The organism is Maribacter sp. IgM3_T14_3 (assembly GCF_049603095.1).
Taxonomy (GTDB): domain Bacteria; phylum Bacteroidota; class Bacteroidia; order Flavobacteriales; family Flavobacteriaceae; genus Maribacter.
Genome location: NZ_CP187138.1, coordinates 1,865,607 through 1,880,222, shown reverse-complemented (window position 1 = coordinate 1,880,222; position 14,616 = coordinate 1,865,607). Strand labels below are relative to the sequence as shown.

Here is a 14,616-nt window from a genome sequence, read left to right as displayed (position 1 = left end):
TTTTAGACTTCTTTTTCGGTAAACGGAATGTCAGCATTACATATTTCTGTAATTAACTGACCAAGTATCTGCTCGAAGTCAGAAATGACCTCATTCGTTATAATGTGGTTTTTTGTGGTTGCTCGGGCAGATTCTTTTTGTGCGAATAGCAACGTGCCTGCTGCAAAATTCTTTAGCGAAATGATACCTGCTTGAATAGATAGGTTTTCTGCGGGATGGGTTTTAGAAAACATTAATCCGTAACAAAGCAATTGAAAGGCTTTACTGAACTGATACTCTTCTGTTAAAATATCCCATTCTACAATCTCTACATTACGGCGTTCTACTTTCCCGGTTTTATAATCTATAATACGGGTAATTCCGTCATATTCATCTACACGGTCTAATTTTCCTTTTAAGATGATGGGAAAATCTAATCCGGCAACTTCTAAAGGTACCGAGAGCGATTGTTCTAAAGCGATAATGGTAATACTATGGTCGGCAAGTTCTTTAACCTCTACATCTATAAACGTTTGTATGTATTTAAGAATTACATGAAAAGAAATATAGTTTTTACCAGAACTGATGTTTCCGTCTTTGAAAGTTTTTTCAAAATTCTGAGCTACAATGGTAGGTATTCCTTTTCGAATTCCATTTAGTAAATCTGCCGTAAGAGGTTTACCAATTAAAGGGGTATACAATCCCTCTAAACTATCATGAACAATGGTACCGAAAGTATTGGGTGCCAAGGTTTCTTCTACTTGTAATACCTCGTTGATATTTAATAAATTTTGCTTGTAGAAATCGATAGGGTTTCTAATGTAATTACTGAGTGAACTAGGTGAAAAACCTTTTCTCGCTTTGTCTTGAATAAGAGTTACTAGCGAAGGGGTTTTTTCAACCTGTTCGATTGTTTTTGTAATAGGTTGTATAGTAGGCGTGGCAATAAAAGATTTGATATCGGTTCTATTGTCATCGGTCAGTAACTGTGTAATCAATCGACTTCGTTCTCCGCCTTCCAATGCATCTGGTTCGGTATTGTACAATATATATACATTTTTGGCACGTTGTAATAAACGATAGAAGTGATACGTATAAACAGCATCTTTCTCTTTGTAGGTCGGTAATCCGTTTTTGATTTTTAGGTCGTACGGAATAAATGAATTGTTAGACTTACCCGATGGCAAAACACCTTCGTTGACAGAGGTGATAATGATGGTTTCAAAATCTAACAAGCGACTTTCTAGCATTCCCATAATCTGAATACCTTCAATAGGATTCCCCTGAAAATCTAAAGTTTCTGAGCTTAATAGCTGTGAAAACAGATGTTTTAAACTTTTAAGATTATTGATGTAGGTAAAACTGGTACATAAATCTTTCAGTTGATTAAATAGGGTGAAAAACTTGTATAGCTGTTCTAATAATAAAGAATTCTGCTTGACAACCTCAATAACCCGAATCGACTGAATCAGCGCTAAAAAATTATCAATAAGCCGATTCGGATTATTTTTTACATCTTCGAAAAGTAATGTGATGGTACCATTATCTGGTAATAGTTCACGTATTTGTGCATTAGTGATGTATGACCAGTTATTTGTTTTAATTTTTGATATTAAAAGCTCTGTAGAGACTTGATTTGCATCAAATAATAGTACGGCATACGAATGTGTCAAAAGATTAAGTAAGTGCTTGTAGAACCATCCTTTTTCTGTCTTTTGTTGGTGAAACTCTATAAGGTTGGTGAAAAAGCTCGCTAGTGTTGTAGAGGCTAGTTTTTGACCCATTGTAATATTCGTAGCAGGTATATTATCGGGAATAGAATTTAATAACGGATTTAATAATTCTTCATTACCAAGTATAATCGCTGCATTGCGTAGCGCATCTGGTGAGTCATTCTGAATTTTGTATAATAAATCGCCTACATAATTTACTTGAGAGATGTTTTTAGGCACCCCTATAATTTCAATATGTTTTTCGGTATTGTAGTAATTGGTGAGTCCAACAAGAGGTTTTCCCTTTAAAACGTTCCATGTGCTTTGATAGTTTCTTATAAAGTAACCGGCGTCATGAATGTTGTCTTGCAAAAAGTAGGGGTCAATGTCCCAGTAGATTGATGAATCTGTTTTTTCAAGAATAGTCTGTATTAGAATACTCTCTGCAGTATTCAAGGCATTAAAGCCAAGAAATATATGTTTTTTGTTGGTTGAATTTAGATAGTTAGGTAATTCCGATACCGATGTTTTGTAAATGAGTCCCTGATGACCGAGTCCCTGTTCTAGTAACCTACCATTGAATTGATGGTAGATGTCTTCTAAATACCTCCAGAAGTGAAGGTAGTTTTCAATCATTTCAGAATTATCAGGATTTAATGACCAATGGTTGACTTCTTGTATGGCGGCAACGTTTTGGTATAGGGTAGAAGCGTCAACTAAGTAACGGTCTACTTCATTAAAATCTTGTAATAGTATTTGTCCCCATTTTAAAAAAGAATCGAAAGATTCCTTTTCATAATCGCCGACTTTTAAATAGGCATTATAGAGTTCAAATAATTGTGTGGTAGTATTTGCGGTTACAAGGTTAGAAACCTTTTCAATGAAATCTTCTATACTATAGATTTCAGGTGCAAGTACGGTTTGTGTTAGTGATTGTGAAAGTATTTTTTTAAGAAATACACCCGCTCTTTTACTGGGTAGAATAAATACTACTTTACCAGTATCTGGGTTATTTTTTAAAACGTCTAGTACTACATCTTGTATAAAGCTCTGCATTGTGTAAAAATAAAAAAGCTCCGCAATAATGCGGAGCTTTTAGTTATTAAAACACTTAGGTTTTTATAAACTTATTTTACTAAGTTGATTTCTACCCTTCTGTTTTGAGTTCTACCAGCTCTAGTATTGTTAGTAGCCATAGGCTTAGACTCACCATAACCAACTGCAGATAATCTAAACTCTTCGATTCCTTTGTCAACTAAGAATTCTTTTACAGAAAGAGCTCTTGACTCAGAAAGACTTTGGTTTAATTTTTCGCTACCTACGCTGTCAGTATGACCTTCAACAGTAAACTTAGCGTTAGGGTATTCTTTAAGGATTGTGATAATGTCAACCATTACAGAAGTAGACTCAGCTTTGATAGAAGATTTACCAGTATCAAATAAGATAGTTCTAGCGTAATCATTCAATTGCTTTTGAACTTCTTCAGTTACTTCAGGACAACCAGCGTTAGCTACAGTGCCAGCAACATCTGGACATTGATCATCTTTGTCAAGTACACCGTCACCGTCTTTATCAGCCCAAGGACAACCTTTGTTTTCAGCAGGACCAGCTTCAGAAGGACAAGCGTCATCTTTATCAGCAACACCATCGCCATCAGCATCAGGACAACCAGCTAAAGCAGGAAGACCAGCTTCGTTTGGACAAGCATCATCTTTATCGGCAACACCGTCACCGTCAGCATCAGGACATCCGTTCATTTCTTTAGAACCAGCTTCGTTAGGACAAGCATCTTTGCTGTCTTCGATACCATCGCCGTCAGAATCCGGACAACCGTTGAATGCTTCAAGACCAGCAACTTCTGGACAAGCATCATCTTTATCATATATACCATCACCATCAGTGTCAGTACCACCAAATTTAACTGAAATACCAGCTAAGTGTTGGAAATGAGTAACACCGTAATCTTCGAAAGCATGCTTGTAAGTAGATTGTAATGTAAGACCTAAGTTTTCAGTAAACCAAATGTTTAAACCAAGACCACCATTAACTGTACCTGCACCGATTTCATCAACCCAAGTATAACCACCACCAATCTCTACGAAAGGATCAAGTACGGTTTGTTTTTTAATTAAATCATATTTAATTGTACCATCAATAGCATAGTGAGAAAGATCGTCAACGCTAGTATCTCCTATTTTGCTAATCTTGTTTAAAGAACCTCTAGCACCAACAGAGAAACCATCTCCGATTGATTTAGATACTCCTACATAAGAAATAGAAGGTAAAATGTTCCAGTGATCGTTCACATTAAAGAATTCGTTACCGAAAGAACTTACATCCGAAGTAGGATATACGTCAATGGCATTAACCCCAAATTGCACTTGCCAAGGGTTATTCTCGTCTTGCGCTTGTATGCTGTTGATACCTACTACAAGTAGGGCAACTGCCAATAATTTGCTAAGATGTTTCATGTATTAAATTTTAAGTTTAAGTGTTTATTAGCTGCAAATGTAACTTGTTAAATATTATTAACAAAATCAATTTCCTATTTTTTTTAGCGCATTTAATAGATTAAATACTGCATTTAAACGATTTTAAGTTCTTTGCCCACTTCAGTGAAGGCTTTTATGGCACTATCTAAATGCTCAATCGTATGCGCTGCGGACAGTTGCACGCGTATACGTGCCTTACCTTTAGGTACTACAGGATAGAAGAATCCGATGACATAAATTCCTCTTTCCAGTAACTTATTTGCCATATCCTGTGATAATTTTGCATCATATAGCATTACTGGTACAATTGCAGAGTCCCCTTCAACGATGTCAAAACCCGCTGCTTTGATGCCTTTTTTGAAATATTCAGTATTTTCTTGCAATTTATCTCGCAGAGAGGTATCGTTCTCTAGCATGTCAAATACCTTTATAGATGCGCCAACAATAGCAGGTGCCAATGAATTAGAAAACAAATAAGGTCTAGAGCGTTGTCTTAGTAAGGTGATAATTTCTTTTTTACCTGTAGTATAACCACCCATGGCGCCACCTAATGCTTTACCTAAGGTACCTGTAATAATGTCGATCCTGCCCATTACCCCTTTTTCCTCTAATGTTCCTATTCCTTTAGCACCTATAAATCCGGTGGCGTGGCATTCATCGATCATAACCAAAGCATCGTACTTATCGGCTAAGTCACATATTTTATCTAAAGGTGCTACTATACCATCCATAGAGAAAACACCGTCGGTTACTATAATTTTAAAGCGTGCACCGTCTTCGTTCGCTTTTATAAGTTGCGCTTCTAAATCTTGCATGTCGCTATTGGCATAACGGTAGCGCATTGCTTTACATAGGCGCACACCATCAATAATAGAGGCATGATTTAATGAATCTGAAATTATGGCATCTTCTGCATTCAACAAAGGTTCGAACACTCCGCCATTGGCATCAAAGGCCGCAGCATATAATATGGTGTCTTCAGTACCGTAGAAATGAGCGATCTTTGCTTCTAATGTCTTATGAATATCTTGGGTTCCACAAATGAAGCGAACAGAAGACATACCAAAACCATGCGTATCCATAGCATCTTTTGCTGCTTGTATAACATCGGGGTGAGATGATAGCCCTAAATAGTTATTCGCGCAAAAATTGATAACCTCTTGCCCGGTGTTGATTTTAATAACAGCATCTTGCGGAGAAACAATAATCCGTTCTTCTTTAAAGAGTCCGTCATTTTTAATACTCTCAATTTCTTGCTGTAAATGTTCTTTAATTTTTCCGTACATATTCCTTTATATATAATCTAGTTCTATTTCAGTGTTAATATACACAATGATTTTGTGGTCTATAATGTAGCCCATATTCGAAAAACTTTGGGCATAGGTATTTACTTGATGGTGGTATTTAGGGTTTCGCTCACCGGTTTTATAATCTATGATCGTAGCATGTTGGTTTTTAAGTACCACCCTATCTGGTCTTTGCACGCTACCGTCTGCTATTAATAGGTCGCGTTCGTTCAGTACTTCAACATCGTTTTGGTAAAATTGGCTCAAATCTTTATGAAAGATTACTTTTTTTACAATATCCTTAATAGTGGTTACTTCCTGCTCTTTAATTAATCCCTTTTGTAATGCCATCTGTACAGCTCTGTCTAAATCTTTAGTTGTGTAGATAGCACCTAATATATAATGTATAACGTTACCTTGATTAATAGCCACATCTAAACCTTCGTCCCAAAGGGTACCTGCCAAAGCAAGTATTTTAAAGTCGGGTCTATTTTTGTTGGTATATATATAAGGTATCGTCAATTGATCGGTACTCGTATGGTTTTTTGATTCATTTATTGCAAAATTACCAAAGTCGTACGACAGTTTATCTTGTTGATATGCACCGATACTTTTTAAAAAGTGAATAAAGAGTCCCGAATAGTAATTGGGGTTATGGTCGCCTTTCTTATCCAGATTATTGGCACTGATAATAAATAGTGCATTTACCGCTCTTGTAAGAACTACATATAACAGGTTAAATGCATCTAACTGTAGCTTTTGGTGGTCAATGTCATAGAGTAGCGATTCTATTTCACCATATTCTTGAACCTCTTGTTTTTTATTGATAAGTACTTCGGAAAAGCCAAGGAATTCATTTTTATTTACCGGAAGCCATAATTTTGGATCGATCTCTTCGAACACGTTTGAATTCGCATAGGGGAAAATAACCACAGGAAACTCCAGACCTTTAGATTTGTGAATGGTCATAATCTGCACCGACTCAATATTCTCTGGAGTACTTATACTCGCCGAATTTCCTTTTTTGTCCCAATAATCCAGAAACGACTGCATGTCTGAGCCGTATTTTTGCTCTACATCAAAAACCAAATCCATAAAAGCAGATAAATGAGCATCTGAAGTTGGGATAAGGTCGAAGGTTTTAATGGCATAGGCCAAGCCATCAAATACGGAGGTTTGCCTAAGTTTAGAAGCATCAAAACCATAAGTTTCTAAAAGGTGTAGATCAAGTTTGCCCAAGTTTTCATAGATATAGGCGTGTTTGTCAGCTTTACCCTCCGACAGAAAATTCAAAATTTCATATTGAATCTCTAATTCTGCAGGCTGAACCATATATCGAATAAGCTGAACCAAGAAAATGGTTTTGTCGCTCTCACTAAGTAAAAGTGAATCTGAAGAAACCACAGGAATTTTATGCTGCATTAAAAAATCTGCAAGTAGTAATCCGTGTTTCTTTTTTCTAATAATTATGCAGATATCACTATATGAATACCCTTGCGCTAAGCAATTTTCAATCGTTGCCAATGTGTTTGCCGCATATTCATCGTCGGTATCTTCTTCTAAGAAAGATATATTGACATAGCCACCAATTTTCTGGTTAGTTTCTTGAGTGTTGCCCAGTTTAAAAAATTCTTGATAAATGTCGTTCTCTAAAAACGGACTTATACTCTGAAAGAAGTTGTTGTTGAAGTTGATGACCTCGGCGTAACTTCTATAGTTTCTAGGTAGGGTAACCAGTTCGGAAGGTATGGTAAACGGGTGCGTTTGATGTGTTGCCAGTTCAAGAAATTGTTCGGCCTTACCGCCGCGCCATCTATAGATAGCTTGTTTGGGATCACCAACCAAAAATAGAGAACCTGTGTTGCCAAGCTCATCTTCACCTTCCATGGCACTACCAATGAGCGGTATAAGGTTTTCCCATTGCATTTGCGAAGTATCTTGAAATTCATCAATAAAATAATGACGATACTTTTCGCCCAAACGCTCATAAATAAAAGGTGCAGGTTGATCTTTGATCTCTTTTGCAATTAATGTGTTGAATTCAGAAATAGACAATTGGTCTTTCTCTTCTTGAATAATCTTCAGCTCTTTTTGAATCGCATTCAATAGCGCAAAGGGGATAATGTTTCTATTGATATTGGCGAACAGTCCTCTTCTATAAATAAGTTTTTTTATACCTTGATAATAATGGAGAAGTTGAGGGGCTAGATCTGCGGGAGCATCTTTTATAGTCGCCTTTAAAATCTTGCCATCAATTAAATTTTCCTCTAGTTTATTATTGTATATCTGGGTTGGTACAAAGGTACCTGCTACAATTTTTTTGAAATGATTTGGTAGAGTTTCCCTTGGGAAATCTTTAAAATCCAATCCGGTTGCTGTCATCACATTAAGAGCAGTGGTAGCAAGTTCAATGATTTCTTTTTCTAAACTTGTCGTTTGTTTTTTAAGATGATTTTGTAATTTTAAGAAATCGCCTAATTCTATATCTTTTAGGTGCTTTAAATGTTCGGCATTATTTTCATCGAAAATAAGTTTACCGATTTTAAGAAGGTCGAAAGCGATATCCCAACTTCTATCATCTTCAATTTTTTCTAAGGCAAAATCTAAAAGTATTTTTGTAAACTCAGGATCTTCACCTGCTTTACTAATTACACGCTCAACAGCCTCTTGCAATAATAGGTCTACATCGAGCACCACTTCAAAATTTTGAGGAATCTTTAAATCTTTCGCAAAGGTTCTTATGAGTCGGTGTGTAAATTTATCAATGGTAGAAATATCGAAGAAAGCGTAATTGTGCAGAATCTGCTTTAATCTAAGTTTACTAAGAGCAGGCAACTCTTCAAAAGTGTACCTAGTTTCGCTTATAATGTCTATAAATAAAGGAGCAGCGTCTTCAATTGAGGTTGTCTTAGAAAACTCGAACAGACTGTTTAATATTCTGTGTTTCATCTCATTTACCGCTTTATTGGTAAATGTGATGGCTAAAATTTTTCTAAAATTCTGCGGAGAATCAAGTATAATTTTCAGGTATACCTTGGCTAGCGCATAGGTTTTACCTGATCCGGCAGATGCATTATATATGGTAAAAGAATTACTGGACACTGATTTTTACTGCAAATTAAGGAATCCTGTACAGTTCTTAACAAATTATTACATGAATATAAATGTTAAAACCCGTAACTTTGGTAGACAATTAATATTAATCTAAAAACACATAAATTATGGCTTTTGAACTACCAAAATTGCCTTACGCCTATGATGCTCTTGAGCCTCATATCGATGCAAGGACTATGGAAATACATCATACAAAACATCATCAAGGATATACATCTAAGTTAAATGCTGCTATCGAAGGTACTGACCTTGCTGGAAAGTCTATAGAAGCTATTTTAACTGGATTGGATATGAGCAATGGTGCTGTTAGAAATAATGGAGGCGGATTTTACAATCACTCATTATTCTGGACAATCTTATCACCAAACGGAGGCGGAAAGCCAACTGGTGAATTAGCTGCTGCAATTGATAGCGCTTTTGGTTCCTTTGATGCATTCAAAGATAAATTTACCACTGCGGCTGGTACAAGATTTGGATCAGGTTGGGCATGGTTATGTGTTCATAAAGGTGGTAAAGTAGAAGTATGTTCTACACCAAATCAAGACAATCCATTAATGCCAGGAGTGGAATGTGGAGGTCAGCCAATTTTATGTTTAGATGTTTGGGAACATGCATATTACCTTAATTATCAAAACAAGAGACCAGATTATATTGAAGCATTCTTCAACATCATTAACTGGGATGAAGTTTCAAAATTATATGCAAGTAAAAAATAAGCAAGAGTAGAAATATTCTTAACTATCTTGTAGGAAACCACTTATGATTATTTCATAGGTGGTTTTTTTGGTTTTAAAATAGAAAAGGGCGGAGAAGTCTCCACCCTTTTCGTCCCAAATCTTACCATAAACTTAACCTACTTATGCTATGGCGAGACTAAATTACTGGTATTGAGTAAATAAAAAAAGGATTTTTAAGAAAAAATTAATCTTTTATTTAACAAAAGATGTTTTCTAGCGATTGGTCGTTGTGGGTAGTGGATTGTTTTATAACCCAATAGGTATAAAATAAAAAGACGGAGCATTGCTCCGTCTTTTCCCCAAATCTTACCATGAACTTAACCTACTTATGCTATGGTTCTGTAAATATATAGGCTTACGGGGTATTAAAAAAGCTATTCGTTGTACGTCAAAAACTTAGGTTGTACTACCGAAATGAAAAATTGAGGAGAAATATTCGTCTTTTGTGAAGTTGAAAAGGGATGAAAAATAAAAAGACGAAGCATTGCTCCGTCTTTTCCCCAAATCTTACCATGAACTTAACCTACTTATGCTATGGTTCTGTAAATGTAATAGGCTTGTTGAGATATATAAAAGGTATTGGCTGAACGTCTCGTAATAACGTTAAAGAGAGCTTTGTGAAGAAACGGATTACAACTTTGTGTTTAGAAAAAAAATGGCAAATAAAAAAGGTGGAGAAGTCTCCACCTTTTTTGCCCCAAATCTTACCATGAACTTAACCTACTTATGCTATGGTAGCTTTAAAAGTAAAGCTGCTTATTTCAATTCGACTATTCAATCGATAAAAGACCATTATCGTCGATGAAATGCATAAAAAGTATGTATTTCATCGAAATATTATTTAATAAGCACGTTCGTTATTCCCTTCGTAAAAGTTTATAAATGCTCTATTTACTACTCTGTTTCCGCCCGGGGTCGGGTAATTTCCTGTAAAGTACCAATCGCCTAAGTTTTTAGGACAAGCTTCGTGTAAGCTCTCAATAGTCTGATAAATAATAGAAACCTCGGCTTTAATTCCTTCCGGACTCAAAAGTTCTCCCGTTTTCTTAGAAATCTCTTTTGCAGTAAAAGGAGCATAAAACTCTTTCACATAATTAATAACATCTTTATCATGTGTATTTACCTGAGTTAGGCATTTTTTATAGATTTCATCTACGATATTCATAGAGTTATGATCTTCATGTAATGCTAAAGCAGCTTTGAAAGCAATGAAATCTTCCAATTTCGCCATATCGATACCATAACAATCAGGGTATCTAATTTGCGGAGCCGATGATACCACTATGATCTTCTTTGGCGATAATCTATCAAGTATTCTAAGAATACTCTTTTTAAGTGTGGTACCGCGAACAATACTATCATCTATAATAACAAGGTTGTCACCTTCATTTACAGAACCATAAGAAATGTCATAAACATGCGCTACCAAATCATCTCTACTACTATCTTGAGTAATAAAGGTTCTTAGCTTGGCATCTTTAATAGCAACTTTTTCAATTCTTGGGCGTACATCTAGTATCTCATGCAATTGTTCACCTGTAATACCTGTACCTAAAGCCAGTATTTGCTCTTCCTTTTTCTTGTTCAAGTAATTTTGAGCTTCCTTGACCATTCCGTAAAAAGAAGTTTCTGCCGTGTTAGGTATATAAGAGAAAACCGTATTCTTGATATCCTCATCAATAGCTTCTAATATTTGAGGAAAAACCAATTTACCTAAGGCCTTACGCTCTTGGTAGATTTCTTTATCGCTGCCTCTAGAGAAATAGATACGTTCAAAAGAACATGCCTTACGCTCTTTAGGTTCTAGTATTTGTTTAATGTCACTAGTACCGTTCTTTTTAATAATGATTGCTGCACCTGGATCCAATTCTTTTACCTCTTCGTAAGGTACGTTGAATACAGTCTGTATAGCAGGTCTTTCTGATGCTACTACTACAACTTCATCATCTCTATAGTAGTAAGCAGGTCTAATACCGCTTGGGTCTCTTAATACAAAGGCATCACCATGGCCTAATAAGCCGGCCATAGCATAACCACCATCAAAATTTTTGGCAGCCCTTCTAAGAATTTTATACACTTTTAAACGTTCGGCAATAAGTGGTGATGCTTCTTGTTTGGTATACCCTTCTTTTTTAATTTGCTTGTATAGTTTGGCGACCGCATCATCTAGAAAGTGACCTATTTTCTCCATTACGGTAACGGTATCTGCCATTTCCTTTGGATGTTGCCCTATCTGAATTAAGTTATCGAACAGTTCATGAACATTGGTCATGTTAAAGTTACCGGCAACAATAAGGTTACGGTGCATCCAGTTATTCTGTCTTATAAACGGGTGAACACTTTCAATGCTATTTTTACCAAAAGTACCATAACGTACATGCCCTAAAAGTAATTCACCTATATAAGGAATATGCTTTTTTTGCAAAGCCACATCATCTTCGTACTCCGGGTGCTCTTTAAGCTCCGAATTGATACGATCGTTTATCTGGGCAAATATATCTTGTATAGGTTGTTGTTGACATGAACGTACACGACTCATATAACGTTCCCCCGCTTTTACATCTAATTTAATACTGGCAAAACCTGCACCATCTTGACCCCGATTGTGCTGCTTTTCCATCATTAGATACATTTTATTTACACCATAAAATGCTGTTCCATACTTTTCCTTGTAATACTCTAATGGTTTTAATAACCGTATTACAGAAATACCACACTCATGCTTAATTGCGTCACTCATTGCTTTTGGTATTAAAAAAACCCCAAATATTTGGGGCTAGGGGATTATTGTAATTCTATGTCAAACTGAGTCAGCTTTTTAAACTGATGCAGTCTCTCTCTAATTTCTTTGCGTTCTAAATGAATCATTCTTTCGGCTCCGAATTTCTCAACACTAAAAGATGCCAAGTTAGATCCGTGAATAATAGCTTTTTTCATATTCTCAAAAGAACTATCATCGCTAGCTGCTAAGTAGCCTGAAAAACCACCAGCAAAAGTATCACCTGCACCAGTTGGGTCAAATACCTCTTCTAAAGGTAATGCCGGCGCAAAGAATATTTGGTCTTCATTAAATAATAAAGCACCATGTTCTCCTTTTTTAATAACTACATATTTAGGCCCCATGGTAAAAATCTTTTGCGCTGCTTTAACTAAAGAGTATTCGCCAGTTAGTTGTCTAGCTTCTTCATCGTTGATCGTTAAAACATCTATATGCTTAATGACTTCCATTAAATCGTTCAAAGCATTGTCCATCCAAAAATTCATGGTGTCCAATATGATTAACTTTGGTCGTTTTTTCATCTGATTAATTACACTCAATTGTACCATTGGGTGAAGATTGCCTAGCATTACTACATCGGCATCATTATAATCTTCAGGAACTACAGGGTTGAAGTCTTCTAGAGTGTTTAATTCAGTAGCTAACGTATCTCTAGAATTTAAATCGTTGTGGTATTTGCCTTTCCAAAAGAATGTTTTGCCTCCTTTAACAATTTCTATTGCAGAAATATCAATACCTCTATCGGTTAAAAGATCTAAATATTCTTGTGGCAAGTCGTCACCAACTATAGATATAATGGCAGAATCAACATCAAATTGAGATGCTGCTAAACCAATATAAGTAGCAGCGCCACCTAGTATTTTATCTGTTTTACCGAAAGGAGTTTCTATTGCGTCAAAAGCGACAGTACCGACTATTAAAAGCTTACCCATAAAATTGTAAAAATTTAAGCTGCAAATATACGATTTTGAAAGGCTAATTAAAATGGTTTATCAAATACAAATCGTAATAATTAGTAAAGGCGAATTGTTAATACAAATTGCCCACTATTTCCTACCAAAATCAGCGGGAATTTCTCCCCAAGCTTTTGTTTCCCATTTTACCACTACCGTTGAATATTGATTTTTCTTGAGCCAGTCTACGGCTCGGTCAATAAGCTCAAAGAGATTTTTGTTTTTGGCAGATACCGCTAGTTTTGTATTGCAGTTCTTTTTGCGAACCCAGCTCATTGCAGTTCTTGAGTCTGTATAAATAATACGATCACTATTGCGCTCTTTTAAAAATGCTAGTCCGTGTACTATGGCTAAAAACTCCCCAATATTATTTGTGCCTTGCGGAAAAGGACCTTGTCGAAACAATTTTTTACCTGTTTTGGTATCCACACCTTGGTATTCCATCACTCCAGGGTTTCCACTAGAAGCAGCATCGACAGAAATGGAATGATAATTAGGTAGCCCTATTCTTAGTAGTTCTTCTTTTGAAAGTGTAGATCCAGTTTTCTTCTTTCCTTTAAAATCGGCATAATTACCATTGTAAGCTTTTTTGGCGACGTCAAAAGATTCAAAAGATTTGTATTCTGCACCGGCATAATTTGCAATAGATTTTTTGCATGCTGCCCATGAATCAAAGATGCCTGGTTTTTTACCTTTCCAAACAACATAGAATTTTCCTTTTTTAGCCATTACTGTTTTAATAAAATTTCGTCAATGATTTTAGGGAAATACTCATATTCTAATTGATGAACTTTAGACGCAATATCTTCTGCAGTATCGTTACTAGCGATAGGTGCTTTTGCTTGTTTAATGATTGCGCCTTCATCGTATTGCGCATTTACATAATGTATGGTAATGCCAGTTTCGGTCTCTTGTTGTTCCTTTACGGCATTATGAACGTTCATGCCATACATGCCTTTGCCGCCATACTTAGGTAATAATGCTGGGTGAATATTTATGATTTGCTTTGGAAATGCATTTGTAATAACTTCTGGTATTTTCCATAAAAACCCAGCTAAAACTATAAGGTCTGGTTTTAGAGACTGCAACATATTTAGAATAAAATCGCTTTTAGAGAAAGCTTGACGATTAAAAAATAGCGCATTAATTTCAAGTCTGTTACACCGTTCGATGACTTTGGCATCGCTTTTGTTAGTTAGTACACAGCATATAGTAACATCATTGCGGAGTTTAAAATAATTGGCAATGTTTTCAACATTAGATCCAGAACCGGAGGCAAAAAGAATAATTTTTTTGGTTTTCAATAGAAGTGGTCTTTTTAAGAGAGCGAACAATGAAATTAAATTCGGCATAAAAAGCAACTAAAAAGCTTGTCAGAATTTAGAAAAAAACGATTATCATTTATAGTTCTAATACCTCACTTCTTTTCAATATCTTTTTTTCAACGTTACCGAAACAAAATATTAATTTTGGTAAAATTACAGCACATGTCTTTAATTTTATTAAATTACCATACATTTTAACGACAATTAGTGTAATTAAACCAAAGTTTTTTATTTTTGCC

Annotated in this window: 9 protein-coding genes; 1 reads left to right on the top strand and 8 read right to left on the bottom strand. The window is 35.7% G+C overall.

From position 1 onward, the window contains the following. Positions 1-2: 2 nt before the first annotated feature. The 4 genes from ACPF9A_RS08430 to ACPF9A_RS08415 all read right to left on the bottom strand — a co-directional run bounded on the left by ACPF9A_RS08430 (position 3) and on the right by ACPF9A_RS08415 (position 8,571). Positions 3-2,747 carry a PD-(D/E)XK nuclease family protein gene (locus ACPF9A_RS08430; RefSeq protein WP_424003478.1) on the bottom strand — a complete coding sequence of 915 codons (2,745 nt, stop codon included), beginning with the start codon at positions 2,745-2,747 and terminating at the stop codon, positions 3-5. 71 nt (positions 2,748-2,818) lie between these two features. Further along, complete coding sequence (locus tag ACPF9A_RS08425) at positions 2,819-4,162, bottom strand: OmpA family protein (RefSeq protein ID WP_424003476.1); 1,344 nt, start codon at positions 4,160-4,162, stop codon at positions 2,819-2,821. A 113-nt stretch (positions 4,163-4,275) separates the two neighbouring features. Next, positions 4,276-5,469: a glycine C-acetyltransferase gene (gene kbl / locus ACPF9A_RS08420; RefSeq protein ID WP_424003474.1), complete on the bottom strand. Its 1,194-nt coding sequence runs from the start codon at positions 5,467-5,469 to the stop codon at positions 4,276-4,278. A gap of 6 nt (positions 5,470-5,475) precedes the next feature. Beyond that, positions 5,476-8,571, bottom strand: coding sequence for a UvrD-helicase domain-containing protein (locus tag ACPF9A_RS08415; RefSeq protein ID WP_424003472.1), 3,096 nt, complete (start codon positions 8,569-8,571; stop codon positions 5,476-5,478). 119 nt (positions 8,572-8,690) lie between these two features. Here ACPF9A_RS08415 and ACPF9A_RS08410 point away from each other — a divergent pair, with 119 nt between their 5' ends. Continuing rightward, complete coding sequence (locus ACPF9A_RS08410) at positions 8,691-9,299, top strand: superoxide dismutase (protein ID WP_424003470.1); 609 nt, start codon at positions 8,691-8,693, stop codon at positions 9,297-9,299. An 862-nt stretch (positions 9,300-10,161) separates the two neighbouring features. Here ACPF9A_RS08410 and ACPF9A_RS08405 read toward each other — a convergent pair. The 4 genes from ACPF9A_RS08405 to ACPF9A_RS08390 all read right to left on the bottom strand — a co-directional run bounded on the left by ACPF9A_RS08405 (position 10,162) and on the right by ACPF9A_RS08390 (position 14,356). Further along, positions 10,162-12,060, bottom strand: a complete 1,899-nt coding sequence (locus tag ACPF9A_RS08405) for an amidophosphoribosyltransferase (RefSeq protein WP_424003468.1) — start codon at positions 12,058-12,060, stop codon at positions 10,162-10,164. A 44-nt stretch (positions 12,061-12,104) separates the two neighbouring features. After that, positions 12,105-13,031, bottom strand: coding sequence for a PfkB family carbohydrate kinase (locus ACPF9A_RS08400; RefSeq protein WP_424003466.1), 927 nt, complete (start codon positions 13,029-13,031; stop codon positions 12,105-12,107). A 114-nt stretch (positions 13,032-13,145) separates the two neighbouring features. Continuing rightward, positions 13,146-13,781, bottom strand: a complete 636-nt coding sequence (locus ACPF9A_RS08395) for a viroplasmin family protein (RefSeq protein ID WP_424003464.1) — start codon at positions 13,779-13,781, stop codon at positions 13,146-13,148. Beyond that, positions 13,781-14,356 (bottom strand): phosphoribosylglycinamide formyltransferase, encoded by a 576-nt coding sequence (locus tag ACPF9A_RS08390; protein ID WP_424003462.1) that lies wholly within the window; start codon positions 14,354-14,356, stop codon positions 13,781-13,783. Before ACPF9A_RS08390 ends, ACPF9A_RS08395 begins: the two co-directional genes overlap by 1 nt. Between the last annotated feature and the right edge of the window lie 260 nt (positions 14,357-14,616).

Coding starts and splice junctions, on each gene's coding strand:
- ACPF9A_RS08400 (WP_424003466.1), bottom strand. CDS start 13,031: ATGGGTAAGCTTTTAATAGTCGGTACTGTCGCTTTTGACGCAATAGAA.
- ACPF9A_RS08430 (WP_424003478.1), bottom strand. CDS start 2,747: ATGCAGAGCTTTATACAAGATGTAGTACTAGACGTTTTAAAAAATAAC.
- ACPF9A_RS08405 (WP_424003468.1), bottom strand. CDS start 12,060: ATGAGTGACGCAATTAAGCATGAGTGTGGTATTTCTGTAATACGGTTA.
- ACPF9A_RS08395 (WP_424003464.1), bottom strand. CDS start 13,781: ATGGCTAAAAAAGGAAAATTCTATGTTGTTTGGAAAGGTAAAAAACCA.
- kbl (WP_424003474.1), bottom strand. CDS start 5,469: ATGTACGGAAAAATTAAAGAACATTTACAGCAAGAAATTGAGAGTATT.
- ACPF9A_RS08410 (WP_424003470.1), top strand. CDS start 8,691: ATGGCTTTTGAACTACCAAAATTGCCTTACGCCTATGATGCTCTTGAG.
- ACPF9A_RS08425 (WP_424003476.1), bottom strand. CDS start 4,162: ATGAAACATCTTAGCAAATTATTGGCAGTTGCCCTACTTGTAGTAGGT.